At 48.9% G+C, this 26,204-nt stretch carries 27 protein-coding genes and 1 pseudogene; 17 read left to right on the top strand and 11 right to left on the bottom strand.

What is annotated here, in order from left to right:
* Positions 1–41: 41 nt before the first annotated feature.
* Complete coding sequence (locus tag MKX51_RS25960; RefSeq protein WP_340994404.1) at positions 42–1,463, bottom strand: glycoside hydrolase family 1 protein; 1,422 nt, start codon at positions 1,461–1,463, stop codon at positions 42–44.
* Between the two features lie 137 nt (positions 1,464–1,600).
* On the opposite strand from MKX51_RS25960, the gene MKX51_RS25955 reads away from it, so the two are divergent.
* A complete protein-coding gene (locus MKX51_RS25955) occupies positions 1,601–2,572 on the top strand; it encodes a LacI family DNA-binding transcriptional regulator (RefSeq protein WP_340994403.1) in 972 nt (323 codons plus the stop codon).
* A gap of 509 nt (positions 2,573–3,081) precedes the next feature.
* Here the strand turns inward: MKX51_RS25955 and MKX51_RS25950 are convergent.
* From MKX51_RS25950 to MKX51_RS25935, 4 genes and pseudogenes are all read right to left on the bottom strand, one after another.
* On the bottom strand, positions 3,082–4,212 hold the full coding sequence (locus MKX51_RS25950; protein WP_340993035.1) for an IS4 family transposase: 1,131 nt from the start codon (positions 4,210–4,212) through the stop codon (positions 3,082–3,084).
* A gap of 238 nt (positions 4,213–4,450) precedes the next feature.
* Positions 4,451–5,149, bottom strand: a complete 699-nt coding sequence (locus MKX51_RS25945) for a DUF6710 family protein (RefSeq protein ID WP_051478692.1) — start codon at positions 5,147–5,149, stop codon at positions 4,451–4,453.
* 113 nt (positions 5,150–5,262) lie between these two features.
* Positions 5,263–5,652, bottom strand: coding sequence for a carbohydrate kinase family protein (locus tag MKX51_RS25940; protein ID WP_340995709.1), 390 nt, complete (start codon positions 5,650–5,652; stop codon positions 5,263–5,265).
* A gap of 5 nt (positions 5,653–5,657) precedes the next feature.
* Positions 5,658–5,780: pseudogene (locus MKX51_RS25935) on the bottom strand (substrate-binding domain-containing protein); the annotation flags it as partial.
* Here MKX51_RS25935 and MKX51_RS33280 point away from each other — a divergent pair.
* Complete coding sequence (locus tag MKX51_RS33280) at positions 5,773–5,919, top strand: GH32 C-terminal domain-containing protein (protein ID WP_445322081.1); 147 nt, start codon at positions 5,773–5,775, stop codon at positions 5,917–5,919. The pseudogene MKX51_RS25935 and the gene MKX51_RS33280 sit on opposite strands and share 8 nt — an antisense overlap.
* 107 nt (positions 5,920–6,026) lie before the next feature.
* Here MKX51_RS33280 and MKX51_RS25930 read toward each other — a convergent pair whose 3' ends face one another.
* Positions 6,027–6,500 carry a DUF2798 domain-containing protein gene (locus tag MKX51_RS25930; protein ID WP_340994402.1) on the bottom strand — a complete coding sequence of 158 codons (474 nt, stop codon included), beginning with the start codon at positions 6,498–6,500 and terminating at the stop codon, positions 6,027–6,029.
* A gap of 143 nt (positions 6,501–6,643) precedes the next feature.
* On the opposite strand from MKX51_RS25930, the gene MKX51_RS25925 reads away from it, so the two are divergent.
* From MKX51_RS25925 to MKX51_RS25915, 3 genes are all read left to right on the top strand, one after another.
* The gene (locus MKX51_RS25925) at positions 6,644–7,060 is read left to right on the top strand and encodes a MarR family winged helix-turn-helix transcriptional regulator (protein ID WP_340994401.1); all 417 of its coding nucleotides are present in this window, start codon (positions 6,644–6,646) and stop codon (positions 7,058–7,060) included.
* 280 nt (positions 7,061–7,340) lie between these two features.
* Positions 7,341–9,170: an APC family permease gene (locus MKX51_RS25920; protein WP_340938179.1), complete on the top strand. Its 1,830-nt coding sequence runs from the start codon at positions 7,341–7,343 to the stop codon at positions 9,168–9,170.
* 161 nt (positions 9,171–9,331) lie between these two features.
* On the top strand, positions 9,332–10,096 hold the full coding sequence (locus MKX51_RS25915; RefSeq protein WP_340994400.1) for a hypothetical protein: 765 nt from the start codon (positions 9,332–9,334) through the stop codon (positions 10,094–10,096).
* Here MKX51_RS25915 and MKX51_RS25910 read toward each other — a convergent pair.
* Entirely contained in the window at positions 10,071–12,410 is a 2,340-nt protein-coding gene (locus tag MKX51_RS25910) for an AraC family transcriptional regulator (protein WP_340994399.1), read from the bottom strand. The two genes, MKX51_RS25915 and MKX51_RS25910, sit on opposite strands and share 26 nt — an antisense overlap.
* Positions 12,411–12,594: 184 nt before the next feature.
* Here MKX51_RS25910 and MKX51_RS25905 point away from each other — a divergent pair, with 184 nt between their 5' ends.
* From MKX51_RS25905 to MKX51_RS25880, 6 genes are all read left to right on the top strand, one after another.
* Positions 12,595–14,124, top strand: coding sequence for an extracellular solute-binding protein (locus tag MKX51_RS25905; RefSeq protein WP_340994398.1), 1,530 nt, complete (start codon positions 12,595–12,597; stop codon positions 14,122–14,124).
* 124 nt (positions 14,125–14,248) lie between these two features.
* The gene (locus tag MKX51_RS25900; RefSeq protein ID WP_340994397.1) at positions 14,249–14,710 is read left to right on the top strand and encodes a GNAT family N-acetyltransferase; all 462 of its coding nucleotides are present in this window, start codon (positions 14,249–14,251) and stop codon (positions 14,708–14,710) included.
* Between the two features lie 31 nt (positions 14,711–14,741).
* A complete protein-coding gene (locus MKX51_RS25895) occupies positions 14,742–15,188 on the top strand; it encodes a GNAT family N-acetyltransferase (RefSeq protein WP_340994396.1) in 447 nt (148 codons plus the stop codon).
* A 251-nt stretch (positions 15,189–15,439) separates the two neighbouring features.
* Entirely contained in the window at positions 15,440–16,837 is a 1,398-nt protein-coding gene (locus tag MKX51_RS25890) for a helix-turn-helix domain-containing protein (RefSeq protein ID WP_340994395.1), read from the top strand.
* 188 nt (positions 16,838–17,025) lie between these two features.
* The gene (locus MKX51_RS25885) at positions 17,026–17,271 is read left to right on the top strand and encodes a type II toxin-antitoxin system RelB/DinJ family antitoxin (protein WP_340994394.1); all 246 of its coding nucleotides are present in this window, start codon (positions 17,026–17,028) and stop codon (positions 17,269–17,271) included.
* Between the two features lie 28 nt (positions 17,272–17,299).
* Positions 17,300–17,509: a type II toxin-antitoxin system YoeB family toxin gene (locus MKX51_RS25880; protein WP_340995707.1), complete on the top strand. Its 210-nt coding sequence runs from the start codon at positions 17,300–17,302 to the stop codon at positions 17,507–17,509.
* On the opposite strand, the gene MKX51_RS25875 is transcribed toward MKX51_RS25880, so the two are convergent.
* Positions 17,465–17,875: a hypothetical protein gene (locus MKX51_RS25875; protein WP_340994393.1), complete on the bottom strand. Its 411-nt coding sequence runs from the start codon at positions 17,873–17,875 to the stop codon at positions 17,465–17,467. The two genes, MKX51_RS25880 and MKX51_RS25875, sit on opposite strands and share 45 nt — an antisense overlap.
* Before the next feature lie 63 nt (positions 17,876–17,938).
* The gene (locus tag MKX51_RS25870) at positions 17,939–18,199 is read right to left on the bottom strand and encodes a hypothetical protein (protein WP_340994392.1); all 261 of its coding nucleotides are present in this window, start codon (positions 18,197–18,199) and stop codon (positions 17,939–17,941) included.
* 161 nt (positions 18,200–18,360) lie between these two features.
* Here MKX51_RS25870 and MKX51_RS25865 point away from each other — a divergent pair, with 161 nt between their 5' ends.
* The gene (locus MKX51_RS25865; protein WP_340994391.1) at positions 18,361–19,005 is read left to right on the top strand and encodes a hypothetical protein; all 645 of its coding nucleotides are present in this window, start codon (positions 18,361–18,363) and stop codon (positions 19,003–19,005) included.
* A gap of 320 nt (positions 19,006–19,325) precedes the next feature.
* Here the strand turns inward: MKX51_RS25865 and MKX51_RS25860 are convergent, their stop codons facing one another.
* Complete coding sequence (locus MKX51_RS25860; RefSeq protein ID WP_340994389.1) at positions 19,326–19,598, bottom strand: DUF6809 family protein; 273 nt, start codon at positions 19,596–19,598, stop codon at positions 19,326–19,328.
* A gap of 140 nt (positions 19,599–19,738) precedes the next feature.
* Positions 19,739–19,918 carry a CopG family transcriptional regulator gene (locus MKX51_RS25855; RefSeq protein WP_036701885.1) on the bottom strand — a complete coding sequence of 60 codons (180 nt, stop codon included), beginning with the start codon at positions 19,916–19,918 and terminating at the stop codon, positions 19,739–19,741.
* 212 nt (positions 19,919–20,130) lie between these two features.
* On the opposite strand from MKX51_RS25855, the gene MKX51_RS25850 reads away from it, so the two are divergent.
* The 5 genes from MKX51_RS25850 to MKX51_RS25830 all read left to right on the top strand — a co-directional run bounded on the left by MKX51_RS25850 (position 20,131) and on the right by MKX51_RS25830 (position 26,185).
* Complete coding sequence (locus tag MKX51_RS25850) at positions 20,131–20,274, top strand: hypothetical protein (RefSeq protein WP_340994388.1); 144 nt, start codon at positions 20,131–20,133, stop codon at positions 20,272–20,274.
* A 488-nt stretch (positions 20,275–20,762) separates the two neighbouring features.
* A complete protein-coding gene (locus MKX51_RS25845; RefSeq protein WP_340994387.1) occupies positions 20,763–21,893 on the top strand; it encodes an IS4 family transposase in 1,131 nt (376 codons plus the stop codon).
* Between the two features lie 747 nt (positions 21,894–22,640).
* Complete coding sequence (locus MKX51_RS25840) at positions 22,641–24,203, top strand: extracellular solute-binding protein (protein WP_340994386.1); 1,563 nt, start codon at positions 22,641–22,643, stop codon at positions 24,201–24,203.
* A 116-nt stretch (positions 24,204–24,319) separates the two neighbouring features.
* Entirely contained in the window at positions 24,320–25,288 is a 969-nt protein-coding gene (locus MKX51_RS25835; RefSeq protein WP_036732542.1) for an ABC transporter permease, read from the top strand.
* Positions 25,289–25,309: 21 nt separating this feature from the next.
* Positions 25,310–26,185, top strand: coding sequence for a carbohydrate ABC transporter permease (locus MKX51_RS25830; RefSeq protein ID WP_340938196.1), 876 nt, complete (start codon positions 25,310–25,312; stop codon positions 26,183–26,185).
* Positions 26,186–26,204 lie beyond the last annotated feature (19 nt).

Here is a 26,204-nt window from a genome sequence, read left to right as displayed (position 1 = left end):
TTTTTATGGCTTTTCGGGACAACCTGTATTGTCTGGCTATTCTATTCGCCTGAGCGACGCAGGCTCTGTCCATTGGTAGCAATAACATCCTTATACCAGTGGAAGGATTTCTTGCGGTAGCGCTCCAGTGTTCCTGTATTGTCGTCGTGGCGGTCTACGTAGATGAAGCCGTAGCGTTTACTTAGTTCAGCGGTTGACGCACTGACCAGGTCAATACAGCCCCAAGAGGTGTAGCCCATGACTTCAACGCCGTCCTCGATGGCTTCGCCCACCTGCACCAGATGGTCGTTCAGGTACTCAATCCGGTAGTCGTCATTAACGGTCGGCACGCCGTCTTCACCGGTGATCAGCTCATCCTTGGCCCCGAGTCCGTTCTCTACAATGAACAACGGCTTCTGGTAACGGTCATAGAACATATTCAGCACATAGCGCAGGCCCTGCGGGTCAATCTGCCAGCCCCATTCGGAAGCCTTCAGGTATGGGTTAGGCGCGCCGCCGATCAGGTTGCCTTCCTGGGTGCGTTTGCTGCGGTCTCCCGTCTCACAGATGCTCACATAGTAGCTGAAAGAAATGAAATCTACGGTGTGCTTGAGGATTTCTGCATCTCCGGGCTCCATGTGAATCTCAATGCCGTGCTCTCTGAAATAACGTTTCATGTAGCCGGGATATACGCCTCTGGCATGAACATCCCCGAAGAAGTAGTTCATATGCTCCGACTTCATCGCTGCAATCACATCGTCCGGGTTAGGTGTCAGCGGGTAGGTTGGCATGCTGAGGATCATACAGCCGATCTGGGCCTGGGGGTTGATCTCATGTCCAATCTTGACCGCAGTAGCACTGGCTACCAGCTCATGATGAATCGCCTGATACAGATCCTGTTTGCTCAGCTTGTCCTTCGGTGTATAGATCCCGCCGCTCATAAACGGTTCGTGCAGGATGGAGTTAATCTCGTTGAAGGTCAGCCAGTACTTCACTTTATCCTTGTAGCGGGTGAATACCGTTCTGGCATACCGTTCGTAGAAGCCGACTAATTGCCGGTTGACCCAGCCGTCATACTGCTTCGACAAGTGCAGCGGCGTTTCGTAGTGGGAGAGGGTCACCAGCGGCTCAATGCCGTATTTGTGACATTCATCGAACAGGTCATCATAGAATTGCAGGCCTTGCTCATTCGGCTCCAGCTCATCACCGTTCGGGAAGATCCGGGACCAGGCAATCGAGGTGCGGAAGACCTTGAAGCCCATTTCAGCAAAAAGCTTAACATCTTCTTTGTACCGGTGGTAAAAGTCGATCCCGACCAGCTTCATATTATCCTCGGTAGGCACCTCAGTGATGGGGCCCTTGATTCCTTGCGGAGCTACGTCTTGAGTGGACAGGCCTTTGCCGTCCTCGTTATATGCGCCTTCCAACTGATTGGCAGCTACTGCGCCGCCCCACAGGAAGCCTTCAGGAAATGGAGTACTCATGGATAATCCCGCCTTTTTATAGTTATGGTCAGATATGGTAAGCTATTAATATGTCCCATAATTCCATGCTAAATGTTGTAACGCGTTACATGTCAAGTATTATTTAAAAGATCAGAATTTATGTAAGGAGTGCCATCATGTCGAATCTGGATCAAATCGCCAAATTGTCGGGATTCTCCAAGGCTACGGTATCAAGAGTACTGAATCGTTCTCCCCATGTAAGTCAAGCGACGCGGGAGAGCATCCTGAAGATTATGGAAGAGCTGGACTATGTGCCGAACGGCAATGCCATTTCCTTGTCCAGAGGACAGACGATGCAGATCGGGATGGTGACGGAGGGGATCAACGAGGTGATGCTGCCTTTTCTGAACAGCTTCGTGGAGACTGCGAGCCGGCACGGATATCAGACGATCATCTATACCTCAGGGGGCGATCCGGCCAAAGAGCTGCAAGCCTTCGAGGATATGCGGCGCAAAAGAGTCGATGCGCTGGTGATCAGCACCTGCGTCAACGATCAGGCGCTCCTTGGCTCCTATTGCAAATACGGGCCAATTGTGTCCTGGCAGCGGATGGAGCTTCCGGAGATTCAGAGTGTCGCCATGAATCAATATGACGGGTACATGCTGGGGCTTGAGCATGTGATCGGACGGGGGTATACGCGGATTGCCAATGCCTGGGGCAGGCCGACCAGTATGAATACCTCCGGGCGGATACAGGCGTATCAGGATGCAGCCCGCACACACGCTCTGACGGTTAACCCGGACTGGTCACAGACGGGCATCCACTCCATCCGGCAGGGTGAGGAGCTGATCCGCAGGCTGCTGCTGATTCCTGGCGGGCCTCCGAATGCCATCCTCTGCGCCAATGATATGGTAGCGGCAGGGATACTGAGCGAGGCCCGCAGGCTTAAGGTGAAGGTGCCGGAGGAGCTGGCGATTGTTGGATTCGACAATACGGAGCTGGCCCATACGCTGGGAATCACCTCGATTGATAATCCGATTGCCGCACAGGCCCAGAATGCGCTCTATCTGATTCTCGGCAAGCTGGGGGGAACAGAAGCCAGGCAGCAGCAGCTTGAATTCCAGCTCGTACAGAGAGCTACTACTTGAATAAGCCGTGAACCGTCCGATTTGGGCGGGTTCGCGGCTTTTGTGCTTGTATAGGAAACTATAGCTTCCTTCTGCTGTGGAAAAGGGTGTGTAAATTTGTGGATAAGAGTTCTTTGAATGATTCGTAGAATGACTTTGATGCTGAATGTGACTGAAGGCTGAGGGTATGCTTAAAACCGAACACAATGGGACCGGGAGCGCCACGTAGGCCGTGCGTTTATCGCAAGAGACGTATTTTCACAGAAAAACTGAATACAATGGGTGCCGCTGCGCGGAGGGAAGGGCCCCATGCATCATAGGCAGTAACATTTTAAGAGGAATCCTGCCAAAAATGCAACAATACTGCCCCAAAGAAGCGGTCAATGCTGAAATCCTGCACGAAATGCAACAAATTCAGCGCTAACTTGCTCTAAACACCGAAATTTGTGCAAATCATGCAACAATGTACTTCAACCCGTAAAAGGTATAGAGGAATCCTGCAAAAAGAGCAGGCGTGTTGATTACCCATATTATGGGATGACAAAAACACCTAAATGTTCTTTACGCCTGAGCAGATTAAACTGAGCCTGCCACTCCAGCGGAAGATTAAATATACGCCAGTGCTGCATAAATTCCCAAAGAGTCAGCTCAGCGAAGACCGGTACCTTCGGATGAATTTCATCAAAAATGTATTTCAGAAGCACATACGCGGTAAGGGCCACAAACAATTGGCTATATACTGCATTTTCGGTGGTTCCAAATAGACAAGGGACATTCAGATGCTGTTTCACCCAGCGGAAAAAGACTTCAATCTCCCAGCGTGCTTTGTAAATTTCAGCAATCACATGAGCGGACTCTTTTCTCAAATCGGTCACAATTCGTACCACTTCACCCCGGTCATTTTCAAATTCAACGACGCGGTGGCGGTGGGCGGATTGGTGTTTGCCTTGACCAATATAACAGGTGATATCGCGTACAATTTTGGTGTCTCCCTCCGCCGGTCGTTGAAGCTTTCGCGGCATCACCAAATGGAGATTGTCTTTCAGACGAACCACAAAGGACTGACCTTGCTGCACATATTGATCCAATCGACCGATTTTTCCATACGCCCGATCCTGAACTAAAATGTAGTCCTTATGGGCCAAGACTTCTCCAAATGGAGCGTCATTGCGCCGGGCAATCGATTCGACCACCTTCATGGGTGAATGCTGTCCATGCGAAAGAGCGACATGCAGCTTGATGCCTCCTCTGAATTTTTTATACGGAGCCCAAGACATGCGGGAGTTTGCCGCCGTAACCGTCGTAGAGTCAATCAGTAGAAGATCTTTAGGCAGATTTAGGTGCCGACGGGTTTGCCGGTTACATTTCTGGACAAGCAGTTGAAACAAACGTTTGAAGATATCGTAAGGAACTTCACCGGCTTTGCCCGAAAGAGTGGAGTAATGAACCTTAGGCAAATCGAAGTTCGAGCCCACGCGGGCACTTTGACGAAAGCCATCCCATTGGTGGTAGCAGGCTTGGATAAAGTAATCGAACAACACACCAACGGTCATTTTGGTTCCGGTATCCTCGTAGTCCTCGGTTTGCCCGGTCACCATTTCAACTTCTTCTGGAGTTAATACTTGTTTGAATACGGCTAAGAATGGGGTATTATTATTCATGAGGTCGCCTCATTTCGGTTTGGTTTGGTCGTACTTACCATTACCCGAAATGGCGGCCTTTTTTGTCCCTTTTTTTGGGAAATCAACACGCTTACAAAAAGAGCAACATTACTGCTCCTTAAAAGCGGCCGGAGGGAGAATAGTGAAGAGCCTCTTAAGAGCGGCATAAGGCATTTAACATCGTTCACCCGTCAGGGTGATTTGTTTGAGCTGCACTTGCTGAAACGGATGTCGTCCTTCAGAAAATAATCTTCTGCGCTGCCATGATCCGGCCGATCTCAAAGATGGCGGCGCATTCCACGAAATGAACCTCGGAGATAATCGAATGGTCATGCGTTCTGTAGTAATACCTGCCGTCGGTATACACGTGATCGTAGATGAGGCTGATGTCATACACTGAGGTGGGGTAGAGCTCCCCTTCGCCCTTGGCGATCCCCGCTGTTATGGAATGATGCCCTGAGCCTTCCACGAAGGAGATGCCAAGAGGGAGCCAGAGGGTAACCTGATGATCCTTATCCTGCCGCCAGCTTCCGTTCAGGGTACCTTCACCGATGCGGATCAGACTGTCGCGCAGCTTGCGGGGAATCCAGGGGGAGGGGAAGACCAGGTCACGTGCCAGGTTGATGATTCTGCTGCTGTTGTCAATCTGCCGCATCAGGAAGTGGAAGCTCCGTCCATCCAGCGTCACCTCGGCCCATTCATCAAAGAACAGGTTGTCCGAGAACATCCGCTCCATCTGGTCGACCTCCCCGTAGAGCGCGGGCATCAGCATGAGCTGGCTCTGAATACGTCTGCCGATGAGCCGGATGAAGTCCACAATCGGGTGGGTCTCGGGCTGGAAATAACCATAATTGATATCATAATAAAAGCCGAGATTCTCATTGATTAAATCCTTGGCAAACGCCATGAGATTATCGAATTCTTGTTTCATCGTCATGCAAAAGCTGCTCCTTCAACCATATGATAATGTGCTTATCATATTACGTGCCATGCTCCCCTGTCTGTGATGAAAACAGCAGGTAAAGATTGGTTTAGCAGCAACTCCGCAGCTTACCCTGCAAACTCCTGGACCTCGTCCAGTGTCGGCAGCGCGGCAATCGCCCCGACCTTGGTGCAGACCATCGCCCCCACCCGGTTGGCGAAGGTGACGAATTCTTGCTGCAGCTCCGCGCTGCGGGTGAAGTCTGCCGGATGGGCCAGTTGGCTGATCCGGCAGAGCAGCGCACCGATGAAGGCATCGCCGGCACCGGTGGAATCGATGGACTTCACGGTGATGCTCGGAATCAGCAACCGTGAGTCCAGGGAGGAGATCAGGGTGCCGTCTCTGCCCAGAGTAACGGCTACTGCTCCGGCACCCCATTCATGCAGCATATCAAGGGCGGCATCACGGTCCGCTTCGCTTGTAATCAGCTGCAGCTCCTCGTCGCTGACCTTTACCAGATCGGCCAAATATGAACCGTTGTCAGATGGGGTTCGATGATCCGGGATTCCGAGGCATCGTCGAAGCCGCAGACCGCTACCTGCTCCGGCACCTTGATTCCTCTGTTCTTAAGTGACTTCATGACACGGATTGAAGCGGAAGAATTCGGTCTTATTATTCATCATACAGCTACTGAGTATACTGAACTCATCTACTCTGCTGCTGAAGACACTCTAACCCTGCACAGAGATCAGTCCGGCGAGACCTGTCTTTCATGGAATAAATAATCAATAGAATGAATCCCGGACAAGGGTGTTCCGCACAGCCATGAGATCATGGCTGGCTGAACACCCTTTTTGGTATGGCGGGAACGCGGCACCGGTCCACGCCAGCCTTAGACGCCCGGTGCTGCCGTAGGAACCGGAAACATCCGGCTGAACAGGAACCGGGTCAGCGGACCGGCCACCAGCAGCTGGAGCGGCAGGGCGCAGATGAAATTAAGCCCCAGAATGGAGAAGTAATGACGAAAGAAGTTGTCCCCGAATCCGAAGTGTGCTAGTGTGCCGTATAGAGACATGAGAATGACCATGCCGCAGACCATGAAGCACGAGATCGTCAGCACTTTGCGGATCTGGGAGGCGGAAGGCTTCACTATTTTGAAGGCCAGCCCCTTGGCAATTCTGCCAACCACCACAATATCGCAGAACAGGGCAACGGCAAGTGCCGGGAGCAAGCCCACAGCCACATCCGTGAACAGCCTGCTGTTGAATCCGTTAGAAATAATTACATTATAGAAAGACATAAAGACGACCATGCAAAAACACATCATACTGGTGAAAATTAAAGCTTCTTTTTTGTTGCTGCCCATGTTTCCGAACTCCCTTAAATGTAAGTTTATCAAACTTCACTTATAGTAGCAGTGGGAGGCATTATTGTCAACTTGGTTGACAATTAAGGCAACAGAGATTCCCGGTAAGGCGGAACTGCATTTCTCTAATGGAGGTCTTGTAAATGAAGGAGTATATGAGCGGGTTGAATCTGGTCGATATGATTAGCGAGAAGCATAAGATGCTGCGGGACAAGGTAAACCAGATGAGCGGCGAGCCGCTGAATAAGACGGAGACGCATATTCTGGCGATGCTGGAGCAGCACGGCGTTCTGTCCATCTCGGAGATCAGCAGGCTGATCAGCATTTCCCGCCAGGGCACGCAGAAGACGATTAACAATCTGCTGGCCGAAGGTTACGTGGGTACCGCTGCTAAGGAAGGGAACAGCCGGGACAAGCCTATCGTGCTCACTGCGAAGGGGACAGCGGCTTGCCGGAGTATGCTGGAGATCAAGCATACTATTGAGGACGAAATCACGGCCCGGATCGGCAGGGAGGAGGTGGAGCTGCTGCGGACGCTGCTTACACAGGACTGGCTCTGAGACCTCCTGAAAATGGCTGAATATAGCAAAAAAAGCTGAAATAAGCAAACGGGACGAAGCGGAAAGCCTGCTTGGTCCCTTTTGCTGTGTCTTTCGGCGAATATCATTTGTTATTCATGGTTTGGGGTTTGTCTAGGATATCTGCATATATACAGATGGTGATAAAAGAATTAATGTAGTATCGAACGGCAGCAAAAATAGTGTCTGTATCCAATTATAGGTCCAGATTTTATTCGTGCACCAGGGGTAATATAACTACAAAAAAAGTCGGTGAGTGATAATGATGTCTTCGGTAAAAAGGTTCCTGATCGGACGGCCGCTGAAGTCCGATCAGCTGGGGGAACAGAAGCTTAACAAAACCAAGGCCCTAGCCATTCTGTCCTCGGATGCCTTATCCTCTGTGGCCTATGGCCCGGAGCAGATTCTGCTGGTGCTGATCACGGTGAGTACAGCCGCATTCTGGTATTCCATTCCGATTGCAGGCGGGGTGCTGGTGCTGCTCCTGGCCCTGATACTCTCCTATAGGCAGATCATCTTTGCCTATCCCCAAGGCGGCGGGGCTTATGTCGTATCCAAGGAGAATCTGGGTAAATATCCGGGTCTGATTGCGGGGGGCTCCTTGCTCGTCGATTATATACTAACCGTAGCGGTCAGTGTCTCTGCGGGAACGGATGCGATTACTTCAGCTTTTCCGGGTCTGCATCCTTATAATGTGCTGATTGCCATCATCTTCGTCCTGCTGATCACGACCCTGAATCTGCGTGGGGTCACCGAGTCTGCCTCTTTCCTGGCGTATCCGGTTTATCTGTTCGTCCTGGCGATGTTCATTATGATCGGGCTGGGCCTGTTCAATGTGCTGACCGGAAGAGTACCGGCGGAGCTTCACACCTCACTGGGAACACCGGTGGCCGGAATCAGCCTGTTCCTGCTGCTGCGGGCGTTCTCCTCAGGCAGCTCGGCGCTGACTGGGGTGGAGGCCATATCGAATGCGATCCCCAATTTCAAGGCACCGGCACCGAATAATGCAGCCAAAACCTTAGCGGCGATGGGAATTCTGCTCGCGCTGTTATTCTCAGGCATCGTCTTCCTGGCGTATTATTACGGCATTGCTCCGCGTGAACAGGTCACGGTGGTGTCCGATATTGCCGAGCATGTCTTTGGCCGCAACTTCATGTATTATGTCGTGCAGGGCACGACAGCCTTAATTCTGGTTCTGGCGGCGAACACCGGATATTCCGCATTTCCGCTGCTGGCTGTGAATCTGGCGAAGGATAAATTCATTCCCCGGATGTTCACCGTGCGCGGAGACCGGCTGGGGTACTCGAACGGCATTCTCAGCCTGGGCATCTTGTCGATCATCCTGATCATTGCCTTTGAGGGGCGGACGGAGCATCTCATTCCGCTGTATGCAGTCGGGGTCTTCATCCCGTTCACCCTGTCGCAGACAGGCATGATCGTCAAATGGCTCCGGCACAAGCCGGAGGGCTGGCTGCCTAAGCTGATCATCAATGCAATCGGGGCGCTGATCAGCTTCATTGTCACGATGATGTTCTTCCTGACCAAATTCACGCAGGTCTGGCCGGTCCTGGTCTTCCTGCCGCTGATTATCCTGTTCTTCTACCGCATCTACAAGCATTATGAATCGGTCGCCGACCAATTGCGGGTAGCCACCTGCGGGGAGCCGCCGCTTGCGATTGAAGGGAATATCATCATCCTGCCGGTAGCAGGGATTACCCATGTGGTGGAGAATTCCTTGCGGTATGCCAAGTCGCTGAGTGCGCAGCAGATTATCGCCGTCCACATCCCGTTCGAGCGGGAGGATGACGCTATTTTCGAAGAGAAGTGGAAGAAATTCCACCCGGAGGTGCGGTTAGTGACGCTGTATTCGCCTTACCGCAGCATCATTCATCCATTGACCAAGTTCATAGATACGGTTCAGCGCAAGGCCAGCGAGTCGAATTATCAGGTGACCGTCATTGTCCCTCAATTCATACCGAAGAAGGGCTGGCATAACATTCTGCATAACCAGTCCAGTCTGCTGATCCGCGCACATCTGCTGTACCGGCGCAATGTCATTATCACTACCGTTCCTTATCATTTGAAAAAATAACAGGATTATGCGCATGGAAGCCTCCAGCTTACGGATATCCGCAGGCTGGGGGCTTTCTGTACCTCCCCGGCATGTGATAAGCTTGACTCCATAAGTGCAGATTTGCTTCTTCAAGGTTGAGTTAAGCTAGTAGTAACAGTCAGCGGATGGAGGGACAGCGGTTGAAGAAACGCAGGTTGAACGGGACTCGAATTAAGGCAATACTGATGATGCTTATGCTTGTCCTGCTGCTTACAGGGTGCGCGCAAGGCACGGCCCATGTAACCGTGAAGAAGGACGGCTCCCTGGATCTGGCCTTCAGTCTATTGCTGGATGCCCGGGCTGAGAAGCTGGTCAGCGGCAAGGTGGAGGAGCTCCTAACCACCCGGCTGGCGGCCGCAGGCATAGAGCTGAAGAAGACAGCAAGCGGCAAATCAACGGAATATCAATTTCATAAATCGTATGCTTCGATGGAGGAGCTGAAGAACAGCAGCAGCGGCTTCGATATTGTTGAGGCCAAGGTGGGACAGACGGACAGGTGGCTGTATACCAAATACGATGTGGTGGCCCAGCCTAAGCTGAATGCCTACACGGATGAGATTATTGACGGCCTTGGCAGCTTAAATGTCCCTAAGTCCCTGGTGCGGCTGCTGATGGGCAGCTTCTCCGCCGATTTCAAATTAACGATTCCCTATGATCTATACGGGGCTAATAATGCGGCCGAGCAAGACGGCAACACGTTAACCTGGCATGTGTCCCTTGCGGATTCCGAGCCGATTCAGCTGGTGGTCTATGTACCGGATATCAGGAATATTGCGATTACTGCGGGCGGAATCTTGCTTATTCTGGCTGTACTTCTTACATGGTTTATCAGAAAAAGAAAGCTGAAGAGGTCCAAGACCCCGTCTGAAGGGCCTGCGCCTACTCATCGTCCGGGACCGCTCTAAGCTTCGTGTGGAAGCTGTCACGGTACTGGCCGGGGGTCATCCCCTCCTGCTTGCGGAAGGAACGTATGAAATTCTGTGAATTGTTGTATCTCAGGCGGGAGGCGATATCCTTCACGGGCATATCGGTCTCCTCCAGCCACTTCTTGGCCATTTTGAACCGGTACATAGTCAGGTAATCACTGAAATAATACTGCGTTTCCTTGCGGAACACACTGCTGATGTAGTTGGCGTTATAATGCAGCCGGGAAGCACACTCCTCCAGCGTCAGATCCTGGTCATACTCATGCTGGACGATGTCGATCAGCTTCTCGGAGATATTATGATACTGGGCGTTCTGCCTGCTATGGAAGATGACGATGACCGGCTGGATGACGATGGTCCAGAACCAGTCTTCAATCTCGGCCACGATATGCAGATCGGTCAGCTCCTCGAACAGGGAACCGCCCGCGTGGTAGATCTGGTTCAGCGTAATTCCTGATTCCTGCATCATAATGAGCGTATTGTTCAGCAGCCGGGTCAGCGGAATCTGATATTCCTGCGGCGACAGTCCCAGCGCAAAAATACACTTGAACAGCTTATGCAGCAGCTCCTTCGCCTTATCGCTGTCAGCCAGCTTGATGGCATCCATCAGGTCATTTTCCGTGTGGGTCGGGTAGTTCAAATTGAGATAATGCTTGCCTGAATTGATATTCTCGTACTGGATAATGATGCCTTTGCCCAGGGTAATCCGGTGCTTCAGGGCCTCCAGGCTTTCCCGGTAGGCAATGGACATTTTGTCAAACGAATGAAACGGCAGGCTCAGCCCAATGCTGACCTGCAGCTTCAGGACCCCGTTAATCTCCTGCTGGAGCTTCTCCGTAAGCGCATAGAGCATCCGGTGAAAAGCTTCCGTGTCCTCATCGGGGCTGCCGATTAAGACCGCCAGGGCATGACCCATCATCACAGGGGTTAGCCTGTGCTGCGCAGAGACCAGCTCCTGAGTCATATTATGCGCTGCGAATAACAGCAGATTGAGATCCTTTTTCTCATAGCTGTTCTCCTCGGAGAAGTCGATGCTCAGCGTAATGACAGCCATCGTCTTCCATTCCTCGACTTGCTTGCCGTACCCGTATTGCTCCAGCTCCTCCATCAGCTCGCGTCTTCTCAGATTGCCTCCGAACGCCTGAATCAGAAAGAAGGTCCGCACCTGTCCGAGATGCTGGCTGACCTCCTTCTCCAGCTGTGACTTGGATTGGAACAGGGAATGGACCTGCTCACCGATGAGCTGGAATTCATCCGTACGCCCTGCCCGCAGACCGGGACGGCGCAGTCCAATCTGGGTCAGCAGCCGTTCGATGGGGGTGTACATGCGCCGGGAGCCTAGCCAGGCAAGCAGCACAGACAAGAGCAGCATGAACGTGCAGACAAATACCGTGTAAGTGCCGATTTTGCCGGATTCGCGGGTCAGACTCTTGATGGAGGTGGCCGACAGATAGATCCAGCCGTTCAACTGGGAACGCATATAGGTGATCGAGTAATCGGCTTCATTAAGCTTGGTCTTGAATTGTCCCGATGGCTCAGTGGCAGCGGCGATCTGCTCGAATCCCGTGAACCCGGCCGCTGCGGCAGGCTCTCCGATCAGCTTGCGGTCTGAATGCAGCAGAATCCGTCCGCTCTTGTCCAGCACCATAATACTGTCCAGCGGCTGCATATCGGGATTAATGAAGTCCTGAAGACTGCAGGCCGGAATATTGGCCAGAGCCAGTCCGTATTTCTGCAGCTTGGTCACCGGCAGCTTCTTAATCAGGCTGATGCTGTAATTGCAGCCGGTCACGTTAATGCTCTCTTCACTGTAGAACAGGGAGGAGGGGTTCAGCACCCAAGAAGAGCTGCCTTCCACATTCAGCAGATTCGTCAGCTGCTCGTAATTGCGGTATTCATTCAGCCGGTAGAGCCCGGAATTCTTGATCATCCAGTTCTGGCGCTGATTGAGCAGGATGACATCCTCCAGCTTCGTATCGAAGGACTGCATATTGCGGATCTCATTGCGGATGTCGTTATATAAAATGAAATCGTTTTCACTAAGCGGGTTGTTCAGCGCCTTCTTCAGCACCGAAGAGTTCACGACCTGGTTCAAGGTCTGGTTGACAGTATTCAGCTTATGCTCTACATTTGAGGTAATTTGTAAAATGAGCTCCTTTTTGCTTTCGTTAACATTTTTTTGAATTTCACTGGAGGATGTGAAATAGGAGAACGAACCAATAAACAGCACCGGCAGGATGCTGATGGCGAACGCGAACATAGTTAATTTACTGAGAAAGCTAAGATGTTTCAACAGCGTTCAGCACCTTTGCATGAAATAGGAAATCACTGTCTTAAGTGTATGCATCACGAAGGATAATAACAATAATCATCTGGTGCCGCAATAATCATTTTCTCTAATCATTCATACATAAGCTACATTATTCAATAGATAGGCTTCTAAGGCAGATAAATATTACGCTTCAGGGGGTTATGGAATGTTCAACCGGTTAACGGGCAGGAAGAAAGCTCTTGCAGGGTGCTTCATCCTATTCTTATCGTTCATTATGTTAAGCGCTTGCAGCGGGGATAAGTCTGGGCGTTCCGATTCAGCGGGTGTACCGGCACCGATCTCGATTCTGGCACCGCTGCATTTTCCGCAGACGCCTTCAGCGGAGCTGATCGCCGAGATTGAGAGACTGACCGGGACTCAGCTTGATATTACCTGGGTGCCGGAGGGCGTCTACACGGACAAAATGAATACCGCACTGACCACCGGCTCCCTCGGCAAAGTAACGTTCGTGAAATTCACCGATTATAATCCGGTCAAGAATATGATCCGCTCGGGCGCTTTTTGGGAGATTGGTCCCTATCTGGCAGAATTTCCGAATCTCAGTCAGTTGAATGCGGCGATTCTTAAGCAGACCTCGGTGGACGGGGGAATCTATGGCCTGTATACCGAAAGACCGGCTTCCCGGCAGGGCATTATTATCCGCAAGGACTGGCTGGATAAGCTGCACCTCAGTCCCCCCGGAACGCTGGAGGAGCTGTATGAGGTGATGAAGCAATTCACCATCAATGACCCGGACGGCAACGGCAAGGCAGACACCCTTGGACTGGTGGACCGCAACGATCTGGTGTACGGGGTATTCAAGACGTTAAGCTCCTATTTCGGCACGCCGAATAACTGGAAAATCGAAGATGGACAGTTCATCCCGGAATTCGCCACCCCTGAATATATGGACACGATGAACTTCATGCGCAAATTATACAAGGAGGGGATCATTAACCAGGATTTCGCCCTGACCAGCAAGGAAGTGCAGCGGGACAAATTCATCCGGGGAACGGCCGGGATCTTCATCGGGAGCATGACGGATGTGCAGCGGCTCTCTATTGAGGCCAAGGCGATCAACCCCAAGGCAGAGCTGACGCTGATTAACCGGATTAAAGGGCCGGACGGATATAAGGTATGGTCCATACCCAAGTACAACGGCTTGTACCTCTTTTCACGTAAAGCCATTGCTACCGAGCAGGAGCTGAAGCAGGTGCTTGGATTCTTCGACCGCACGATGGATGAGGATGTAGCCAACCTGATGGCTTACGGCTTCGAGGGCCGCCACTATAAGCTGGATGTATACGGCAAAGTGATTCTTCCGGAAGAAACGTCCCAGCTGCGGGTGTATGAGGTCAATCCGCTCAATTCCCTGATGATCGCTGATGTAGGCAATACCCATATCAAGGAGGTTGCACAAAAGGAGCAGCTCACCGCCCTGGCCGACCAGCTCAGCCGGGATAACGAGCAGTTTCTCGTCGATGACCCCACCGTGTCACTCACCTCTCCGACCTATGACGAGAAGAACGCCGAGCTGTCTGCCATCATCGTGGATGCCACCTACAATTATATTCTCGGTAATATCGACGCCGCCGGCTTCGCCGGAGAGGTTGAGAAATGGAAGACCAGCGGCGGCAGCCTGATTATTCAGGAGTATGGGGAGGCGGGGGGGAGGGTGCGGGGGTTGGAGGAGTGAGGGATACAGGGGCAGAGACGGAATTACGGCCAACTCAGAGATAACCCGCTCCATGTTCGCTTACAACTTCTAAATTGTGGTAAGATAAGGGTTATTCTAACTTTCTGGATTATAAGGAGAAAACATGAAACCAATCGTTATCCAACCTGTCAACGCCCAGAATTGGGAAGAAGCTCTAGAGATATCTGTCTGTAAAGAGCATAGGCACTTCGTTCCTTCAGTGATGGAGTCGCTAGCATATGCCTATATCAAGCCGTGGGATGAAGCGTTAGATCCGTATATTCTGTCCATTGATGGCGAAATTATCGGATTCTTCTATCTTTCATTTACTCCCGGAAGCTCAGATAATTACTGGATTGGCGGGTTTCAGATTGACCACAGGCACCAACGAAAAGGCTACGGGAAACAAGCAATGATAGAAATCATTAAGTTCATTAAAGAAGTTCATCCGAAGTGCAGCCTAATATCCTTAACGGTGGAACAAGAGAATTCAGTAGCACAGAAGCTGTATGAAGGATTAGGATTCACCAGCGAGCAGCGCTTGAACCAGGATGGGGAGATCATCTATACCATTCAGCTTGACTGAAGATCAATTCATAATGAAGGTTGTGAACACTTTGACTATTGTTGAATTACATAAGATTACCCCCGAGCTGGAACACGAATGTACTCAATTGAGCGTGAGCACGGAGCAGTTGGACTTGGTGGCAAGTAATGCAGATTCCCTTGTGCATGCGGTAAATGAGCCCACATCGATACCCTACGGTATTTTTGCTGAAGGAAGGATGGTCGGATTTATCCTTTTTGATAATGAAAGATATACAGACGGCTACTATTGGATTCTGCGATTTATGATTGACGGGAGATATCAGGGACAAGGTTATGGGAAATCGGCTATTAAAGAAGTCATTAAGATGCTGAGTAGCCGCGAGGACTGCAAACAGATTAGGGTATCGCATATTCCGCATAATCTAACGGCCAATAAGCTCTATAAGGATGTGGGATTCACCGAGACGGGGGAGTTTGAAGATAACGGGGATATTATATTGGGTTATTCGATGTGAGCATTTTCTTAGGCCTTGAGTGAATCCTCAAGGTCTTTTTTTTGCGTCCGAAACTATGCATTACTCTATTCATGAAAGTGTGGGGGATGGCCATTGTATCAATAATGGCAACCCTAATGCCAAAAATTTAAAGTTTAGGAAAAATACATAAATAGTACTTGAAAATCGAATCGACCACTGGTATATTTTGTATAACATAAAAGGAATTTTATTCTATAAATCACAAAATGAAGAGGAAGGGTGGTTAGGACTTGCAGGCAACGACTACGATATTATCGGAACTGGAGGAGTATTTGCGGCAGGAGGAATTGACTATTACTGAATTCGCCAAGCGTTCTCAGCTTCATTCCGGGACACTCAGCAATATCCTTCGCGGGCACCGGCCTGTTGCGATGCAGCAGTTGGATCGGATTACCGAGGCCATGGGACAGGAGGAAGGATACTTCTATGACTTGTATATTGATGACTATATTATCCGTGGTTCCTCAGACTGGAGAAGGATTGGACCGCTGCTGCTCCGCTGTGCTGACCTGAACAAGTTGGACAGCATCCAACGCCTGGCACGCCATACTATGGACAACCTCATGTATGCGCCCCTGTTGTTTGATAGTGCAGAAGAACTCTTCATGGCCGGGAAAAAGGAAGCCGCTGCCGCAATCTATGAGATTGTTGCCGAGGCTGAACGCTATCAGCATTCGGAACGGCTGGCGCTATGCCAGTTCAGGCTGTTCACCATTTCGCTCAGTGATGACCAGAACCGGAACCTGTGGGCAGCCAACCGGTTTGAGCCTTATGTCGAACGGTTGGATGAAGTTGATCAGTTGGATGCACTGAAGGAACTCGCCAATACATACCGGTCCTTACAGCTCTGGGATAAGGTCGATGAATATGCAGCCAAGATGGGGCACAAGGCTAGAATACAGTATGACCTGAAGGTCCAGCACGAACACAGAGCATCAGAACCCGTGAAGCTCCCCGGCAGACCGCTGTTCTTTTACATTGCATACAGTGATTTGCTGAGAGGGAATGTTTGTGATGAGCTTGGGGATTATGAGGGGGCACTGGGTTACAAGTATGCATACTCCGATTTAAGTTGGGTAAGTGAGCAAGGAGAAGCAGTAGAACATTGGAAAGCTCTTTTCCTTGAATGGTCAACCGCCAATATCTATATAACAAAGTTACTAAGTGGCGATACTATTGTCTTGGAATCTTACGTTGACTACATTAATAAACACAGAAATGAATTAGTCATGGGATTATTACATATTTTAAGAGCCGCAAATAAAAATCAGTTTGTTATTGATCATACACTGGAGTGTTATAAGCAGGAATTAAGTGAATTATTAAATGAAATTATTGAAGGGAGATATTCTAGAAACCTTGCCATGGATCGCCAAGCTAGTTTGATTTATGAACTCGCATATTATTATTTATATAAAGGCGATTATCCTAAAGGGTTTGACTTATTATTAACAGCAATTAAAAATTTCCAACAGATAAACAATGAAAAGTATATACTGGAAAGTGTAATTCTATTTGAAAGATTTAGAAGTAATGCTAGTCAAGAGATCAAGCGGCAGTATCAAACTTTACTTTTGGGAGGAGATTCTCATGAAGAAAAGGGTCGTTATACTTCTTACGGTTCTTAGCATTGTTTTAGTACCAATTGTTGTAGGGCCAAACGTACCTAGCTCTCCTGGAATTTCATTATTCAATCACGGGGAAGGCTGATTAATTCCTCCAACGCTTAGGACAGTATCATCCCATAAGCTAAACTTTAAAGTCCTGCTACAGCTTCTTGTGGTGGGATTTTTCAGTAACGAAAGAGGTGTTGAGAATGGCTCAAACCAATATCAATATTCGCATTGATGAAGACTTGAAAAAAGAAGCGGAATTGCTTTTTTCTGACTTGGGATTAAACATGACAACGGCGATCAATATCTTTGTTAGACAGTCACTACGTAAAGGTGGAATTCCTTTTGAAATCACAACTCAGACTGATCCTTTCTATAACCCGTCCAACGTCAAATGGTTAAAGCAATCCATTCAACAGATGGAGCAAGGAAAGACTGTGACTCAATAAAAGATATTGAACGAAACGCTACGAGGGGATAGGGAAGCCGGAGGTCCTGCGTGGCGATTTCTCTGGATATTGGAGCCGTCGCTTTGATGACACCAGCCGCTTAGTATATCGTATCCAAAGTGCTATTCCCAGAATAGAGCTGTTGATGCAAAAGAAGGCCCAGCCGCTTCAGCGGTGGGGCTTAGCTATGGGACTAATCCGTGATACAGACGATATATTCTCCGCGGCCCCTGCCTGATTTAATTACGCCCAATTCTTTAAGTCTTGAAATATTCTTCGCAATACTTGAGGAGGAGGCATCCAGTGTATTATCAAATAATTGTCTATGGAAAACCTCACCATCCTCCATCCTGCTAATCCATTCAAACATCGTTTTGGCATGTCCTTTGCCCAGCAATTCACGAGTATGTTTGATTTTATCGTAACGCTGCAGTTGTCTAAGAACCTTCGTAAGTGATGCGTTAACGCACTCCAGATAAAAAACAATGAATGGTTTTAAATTACCTTGTGTGGCCTCCATCAGCGTATCATAGTAATCTTCAATTCTTTTATCGAAGAATTCTTCAACACTAAATGCATCCTTGATGGTCCTATGCTTATTCAAACCAAAATATGCTCTCAAATCAATTTAGGGCTATTTAAGTAGTTTGTTCCTTGTACTCTTCTTTTACCAAGGGGATTCACTTTTAATTAAACGAAAAATATCTTCTATATCTGATTCCTTAAAAAAGTAACCTCCAACTTCATTAGCATTTTTATGATTGAAATCCTCAAAAGAGGCACCGACATCTAATGAATAAAGGGTAGTATAATCCCAAACATCGGAAAGCAAGTATTTTTTATTTTTGGAAGCTTCCATCACTAATACTAGATTATTTGATATGGAATAGTATAATTTTTTATTCGAAAAGCGAAATTTATTGTCCATAATTTTAAGATCCTCCTCTCGAAATTATAAGAATAATTTAGCACAAAATATATAATATTGTAATAAAAAATCGTAAATACCTTGTAATTCCATATATTAGAATCTATACTTTAATAAGATTACTGGCCGGTATCTGAAATTTCAATCAAGGAGTGGTAGATTTGAAGAAGATGTTTTCTGTGTTATTTTCACTAATATTGACTTTGTCTATTTCGTCTTCAGTCTTTGCTGATACTAACGGAACGATAATTCCAGGAAGTGAATTTGCGCCCTTAACAACTTCTAAGGACTCTATCGAAGCTCTTCATCAAAATGTGGATGAAGAGGGTAGAATCACTATAACATCTGGTACATTTGTTGAAGGCGGCGAAACCAGAACACTTTACTTTTATAAGGAATCTGAATTTATCCAAAACAAAACCACTGATAAAATCAATGAGCCAAGTTACAGTTTAAAAGCGGGTGCAGTTTCCTACGGGCGGCTTGATATTTCAATTAGCGCCACTTATCGTACTGTTTATTCTGGATGGAAGGTAACCTTCGAACCAGATACACAAGTGTCAAAAGTGGATCTTAATATGGTGCTCCAAAAGAGTTCTGCATTTATATGGGCAAACGGAGAGACGAGGCTCTTCTTAAACGAAGGTGGATACTCTAATTTTGAAGAAAATCAAGCCCAATTCACTGATGTTTCTGATGGATATTATCGAACAAAGATGACAGGAAGAATTCGTACAATAAATCAGGGTTGGCTGACCCTTGCACCGGGTAATTCAAGCACAGTTTCCGTTCCTGGATCTATTTAAGCTTTCTCTTTGGTTATAGTATCTAATCATGAAGAATCTTGAGATTAGATAAAAATTCTCTAATTTAGATACCATCCATCAGAGAGTCACCCGTCAATATGCGAAATGTTAAAACCTATTACAAAAGGAAAATTTCCCTTGTCTAAGAGTCGCTTTCCAGCGACTCTTAGACATTAATGCATGCCCAAAGGTAAACATTATCTAGTTATGGCTTTGATGATTAGGACTGTTTTTTATCCAGCCCTTTATTCTAGAGATTTAACCGTGAGTAATAACTTTCATTGACTTTTCTGCGATACAGACGATAAATCCTCTAAGGCTTACTGCCGAGGACTCATCGTTTCAATCAGTAGGTTTGCCCCCAACTTGAACCCATGATGAAAGGCAGTTTCCACATACATGCTGTTCACGCTATCGTACAAATCCAAATATTCCTCCAGCTCTCTAAACACTTTCTCACCCAACCGTTCGCGCCATTGCTGTGTCTCTGCTGCTACCTGTTTGCATGCGGAACGATATTCTGGATGTGACGGCACAATAGTCATATTGGGTTGAAGCTTCCCGTGGTACAGGGCTTCCAAAATTGTTTTCATGCTTGTCCTCCCATTATTATCATCGCATCGCTTGAATGAGATTCTTGCACATGGTAGGATATTTATGCAGTCTGCTTATCCAAGCGGTTGCGGGATAGGAAGTAGCGGTGTTCTTCGTGGGACTTACGCTGCTTCCTTCTTTATTTTTGGAGCTCGTCAAACACCTTTTCAATTCCCTTGCGGATAACATCGGAACGGGTCGTTTGGAGCTTCTCAGTGCAGGCATCAAGCTTGCTCAAAATTTCTTGATCGACACGTACCCGAATCAATTCGCTTTTGGGATTGTCAGATAGTGGACGCCCCATCTTTTTGGACGACATCGCCTCACCCCACTTTTTGTGTCCATAATAAATATATTTGTGTGGCAACAAAAAGTCAATGAGATCGTTTATGTTTGATCTATCCTTTCATCCAAAAATGAAGCTAACGCCGATAAAAGTGCAGAACAAGATAAGTATAAAGGTAAAGGGAAGGAGTGGGTTAATGAGAGGTCAAGTCCAAAGGCATCATTTACATCATAGGAGGTAAGATTTTGGAGCCAAGTGATGAATATATGGATTGCGTGATTTCAAAGGCACGTGAGATTGGAAAAGAATTTGTGATTGATTCAGGAGAAGGGAATGATTGCGCCAATAATGAACATGGTTGGTATATCGAAGACTTAAGCGTTTGCTAGTGGATGCTCACGACGTTGAAGCCGTATTGGCAGTAAAATTAGAACAGAATACAGATAAATATTCTAATTGTTATGTCTTCGCGTATTGGGGATATGATGCGGAAGGAAAGTTGTCTATTCGGTTTGAATACGTACCAAGCTATGATCTGTAAAACGATGTATATAAGCTATTCCCTTAAAATGTTGCACGAAATGCAGGAATTTTCTCTTTGGGTGGCTTAGGAGAGGAAGAATGCTGCCTTTTCTGCAACATTTTTTGATTATGGTTAGTTTTATGAGTGGATTGTTGCAATTTGTGCAGGATTTTTGAGTAATAGCGGACTAATCAGCCTCCTTATCTACTAAGGCCCCGCCGCGCGGGCTGCTTAGGAGAGGAAGAATGCTGCTTTTTCTGTAAGCGTGTTGATTTCCCAATAAAAGGGACAAAAAAGGCCGCCATTTCGGGTAATGGTAAGTACGACCAAACCAAACCGAAATGAGGCGACCTCATGAATAATAATACCCCATTCTTAGCCGTATTCAAACAAGTATTAACTCCAGAAGAAGTTGAAATGGTGACCGGGCAAACCGAGGACTACGAGGATACCGGAACCAAAATGACCGTTGGTGTGTTGTTCGATTACTTTATCCAAGCCTGCTACCACCAATGGGATGGCTTTCGTCAAAGTGCCCGCGTGGGCTCGAACTTCGATTTGCCTAAGGTTCATTACTCCACTCTTTCGGGCAAAGCCGGTGAAGTTCCTTACGATATCTTCAAACGTTTGTTTCAACTGCTTGTCCAGAAATGTAACCGGCAAACCCGGCGTCACCTGAATCTGCCTAAAGATCTGCTGCTGATTGACTCGACGACGGTTACGGCGGCGAACTCCCGCATGTCTTGGGCTCCGTATAAAAAATTCAGAGGGGGCCTGAAGCTGCATGTCGCTCATTCGCATGGCCAGCATTCCCCCTTGAAGGTGGTCGAATCGATTGCCCGGCGCAATGACGCTCCATTTGGAGAAGTCTTGGCCCATAAGGACTACATTTTAGTTCAGGATCGAGCGTATGGAAAAATCGGTCGATTGGATCAATATGTGCAGCAAGGTCAGTCTTTTGTGATTCGTCTAAAAGACAATCTCCATTTGGTAAAGCCGCGAAAGCTTCAGCGACCGGCAGAGGGAGACACCCAAATTGTACGCGATATCACTTGTTATATTGGTCAAGGGAAACATCAATCTACCCAGCGCCACCGCGTCGTTGAATTTGAAAACGACCGGGGTGAAGTGGTGCGAGTCGTGACCGATTTGAGAAAAGAGTCTGCTCAGGTGATTGCTGAAATCTACAAAGCACGCTGGAAGATTGAAGTCTTTTTCCGCTGGATGAAGCAGCATCTGAATGTCCCTTGTTTATTTGGAACCACCGAAAATGCAGTATATAACCAATTGTTTGTGGCCCTTGCTGTGTATGTGCTTTTGAAGTACATTTTTGATGAAATTCATCCGAAGGTACCGGTCTTTGCCGAACTGACTCTTTGGGAATTTATACAGCATTGGCGTATATTTAATCTTCCGCTGGAGTGGCAGGTTCAGTTTAATCTGCTCAGGCGTAAAGAACATTTAGGTGTTTTTGTCATCCCATAATATGGGTAATCAACACGCCTGCACATAATGCATCTCTGGATCGCCTATATCAGGACACTACAAAGGAATGTTGCACGAAATGCAGGAATTTTCTCTTTGGGCTGCTTAGAAGAGAAGGAATGCTGCTTTTTCTGCAACATTTTTTGATTATGGTTAGTTTTATGAGCGGAATGTTGCAATTTGTGCAGGATTTTTGAGTAATAGCGGACTAATCAGCCTCCTTATCTACTAAGGCCCCGCCGCGCGAAGTGGCGGGGCTATTCCCTTTGCCCCCTTTCAAGGATAGGCCTTGAAAGCCCCCAACCTGGGGCGGCAGAAAGGGACGGAGGGAGGTTTGGAACTGGAGGAGCGATAGCGTCCGCCTTTGTCTCCGGATGTTATCTGCTGGAAGCATATAATCAACAACATCTGGAGACAACAGCGGCCGGAAGTCCAAAGCTCACGCAGTCCCGCCCGCCGCCGCACCTACCCGCCGCCGTACCTACCCGCTGCCACACCTACCCGCCGCCGCACCTACCCGCTGCCGCACCCGCCCGCAACACAGTTCCGCCCGCCGCCATTTCCGTCATGCCAACACCACTCCCACGCTCTAGCTTTCAATGCCTATCCCCCCCATCACACGATAATCATTAACCCACACCCCCGCGCCCAGCCCGCTTTTATGAGCAAATGATTGTTTTCGTAATCCACCCCGGAGCGTATTGTGAGGCTTGTAACCAATACAAGTTAAACGGAGGTCAAAGAGGAATGACGAAAAAATCCTTCACCCTGCTTCTAAGCTCGCTGCTGACCCTCAGCATGTTGTCCGCTTGCGGCGGTAACAACAACAAAGAGGCGGCAGCTACGAAAGACCCGGGCGCCAGCACCGGGACCAACACAACCGCAACCACGGACTCGGCCACTGCTGAGCCGGAGAAGCCGACTGAGATCAAAATCATGCTCCCGCTGAACACGACAGATACTCCACCGGATACGATCAAGAATGAAGTGGAGAAATTGACGAATACGAAGCTGACCTACCAGTTCTTCCCAGCCGATACGTATGAGGAGAAGCTGAACTCCTCGTTCGCCACCGGCTCCCTGCCGCAGGTGACGTATCTGAAGAATCAGACGACCTTCCTGCAGATGAAGGAAGCGATCAAGGACGGGCAGTTCTGGGAGATCGGGCCGCTGCTCAGCGAATTCCCTAACCTGAATAAGCTGAAGCCGGAGATCCTGAATAACACCAAGGTAGACGGCAAGCTGTATACCCTGTATATCGGCCGTCCGCTGGCCCGCCAGGGCATCATCTACCGCAAGGACTGGGCGGATAAGCTGGGACTGAAAGCGCCGGCCAACACGGAGGAATTGTTCGCGATGGCTAAGGCTTTTACCGAGCAGGACCCGGACGGCAACGGGAAAAAGGATACCATCGGTGTTGTTGACCGCAACGAGCTGGTGTATGGTGCGTTCAAAACCGTCTCCTCCTGGTTCGGCACCCCGAATAACTGGGCCGAGAAGGACGGTCAGCTTGCGCCAGAGTTCACTTTTCCGCAATATATCGATACCATGGATTTCTTCAAAAAGCTGCGTGAAGGCGGTTACATGAACCAGGACTTCGCAGCAACCAGCAAGACGGATGCGGTCAATATGTTCACCAGCGGCAAAGCCGGGCTGTATATCGGCGGCTCGATGCAGGATATCGATTCCTTGAATAAGGACCTGATCAAGAACGTGCCGGATGCCGTGCTGGATACGCATAGTATGGTGGCTGGAGCTGACGGCAAGTTCGCCCAGTGGATGATTCCCGGCTATAACAATGTAGTGCTGTTCCCAAAATCGGCGGTGAAGGATGAAGCGGAGCTGAAGAAGATCCTGAAGTTCTTCGATTACATGATGACTCCTGAAGTATCGAATCTGATGTACTGGGGCATTGAAGGCACACACTATACCGTGGTGGACGGCAAAGCCAAAGCGACCGACAATAAAGAGCTCATTGAACGCGAAGTCAAAGGCTTCAAGGACAGCGTTATCGGCGAATACGAAACGAACGGCATGTATCAGAGTCTGAACGTGCTGCCGGGCCGGATTCATGCGGAGGAGCTGGTGCTGGAGAATGTGAAATACGGGGTCGCAGATCCTACGGCTGCGCTCGACTCGGCTACCTATACGTCCAAGGGCGTTGAGCTTCAGCAGATTATTGCGGATGCGACATACAAGTACATGTACGGTCAGCTGGATAAAGCCGGCTTCGAGAAGGAAGTCGAGAACTGGAAGAGCCGGGGCGGGGCGAAGATCATCGAAGAATACAATGCCGCGTACAAAAAATAAACAGAGCGCAGCCGCGATAACAGCGGACTGAACACAGGAAGAGGGCTGCCCCGGGTTAGCGCTCCGGCGGCCTTTTTTTCCACTATAGAATAATTTACAGAGAAAGGAAGAGAATCATGCAGGAAGTAACCGCCCCGCCCCGCGTAGTTCCCGAACCGCAGCCGAAGAAATACAAGAGCAGCAGTGAGCTGAAAAAGCGGCTGTGGCGCAACAAATTACTCTATGTGATGCTGATCCCCGGCGTGCTGTATTTCATTATCTTCAAATATTTGCCCATGTACGGACTGATTATTTCCTTCCAGGATTACAAGCCTTACCAAGGGATTACCGGGAGCGAATGGGTGGGCATGAAGCATTTCAGCCGGCTGTTCACCGAGCCTGATTTCTTGAACATATTAGCCAATACGCTGATTCTGTTCGGGATGAATATTCTGATTTATTTTCCGATTCCGATTATTCTGGCCCTGATGCTTAATGAACTCAGAGGCACCTTCTTCAAAAGATTCTTCCAGACCCTGGTCTATCTGCCGCACTTCATGTCGTGGGTGATCGTCGTCTCGATCTCCTTCGTTATGGTGACGATGGACGGGGGGATTATCAACGAGCTGCTGGCTTACTTCGGATTCGCCAAGATCAATTTCCTGCTGAGTCCGGGCTGGTTCCGGCCGATGTATATCCTTCAGGTCATCTGGCGGGAAGCAGGCTGGGGGACGATCATCTATCTGGCTTCCATTGCGGCTATTGATCCGGGGCTCTATGAAGCTTCGCGTATGGACGGAGCCGGACGGCTCAGACAGGTCTGGCATATTACGCTTCCGGCCATCCGGGGAGTGATCATCACCCTGTTTATTCTGAAAATCGGTTCCGTTCTCGACCTGGGCTTCGAGCATGTCTACCTGCTGCTCAACTCCATGAACCGCGAGGTTGCGGAAATTATCGATACGTATGTCTACACCGCCGGTCTGCGGCAAGGGCAGTTCAGCTACAGTACAGCCATCGGCTTCTTCAAGTCGATTGTGGGCCTGATCATGGTCATGACCGTCAATAAGGTGTCCAAGAAAATAGGAGAAGAAGGCGTATATTAAAATGCCGCAGGAGGAATTCAAATGGTAGAAGACCGCACATTCAGCGGCAGACTATTCTCTGCCGTCAACTTTATACTGCTTGCCCTGATCGCACTGGTAACGGTGCTGCCGTTCATCCACGTGGTAGCAGGCTCCTTCACAACCAGTGCTGAGCTGGCTGCCAACAAGTTTGTGCTGATTCCGAAGGTGTGGAGCTTAGAGGCGTACAAATTTATTTTCTCCACGAATACGATCTTCAGAGCCTTAGGGGTATCGATTGGAGTCACGCTGATAGGCACACTGTTCAGTATGTTCATTACGGCGCTGATGGCTTACGGTCTCTCCCGCAGGGATCTGGACGGCCGCCGGGTGTTCAACTTCCTGGTGGTGTTCACGATGCTGTTCCACGGGGGAATGATTCCTACGTTCCTGGTGGTGAAGGAGCTGGGGCTGATCGACTCGTATGCGGCGCTGATTCTTCCGTCTGCGATCAGCGCGTTCAATATGATTATACTTAAGAACTTTTTTCAGAACATTCCTGAGGGGCTGGAGGAATCGGCCAAGATCGACGGCTGTAATGACTTCGGGATTCTGTTCAAAATCGTGCTGCCCCTGTCGCTGCCGGCGATTGCCACGATCTCTCTATTCTACGCCGTGACATATTGGAACACGTATATGAGTGCCATTCTCTATCTGGATAACAGCGCCAAATGGCCGATTCAGGTCCTGCTGCGACAGATTGTCGTGCTGGCCAGCGGAATGGATCACAGTGCGACACTGGACGGCACGGTTCCGCCGCCGGATCAGACGATCAAGATGGCGGTTATCGTGGTCGCTACGCTGCCGATTCTGATGGTGTACCCGTTCCTGCAGAAGCATTTTGCCAAGGGTGCGATGCTGGGCTCGATGAAGGGCTGATGACTGACAGATGTTGACG

The organism is Paenibacillus sp. FSL M7-0420, from assembly GCF_038002345.1.
GTDB lineage: Bacteria > Bacillota > Bacilli > Paenibacillales > Paenibacillaceae > Paenibacillus_AQ.
Note: the sequence above shows the minus strand (reverse complement) of the source record. Positions and strands in the feature narration are given on the sequence as shown.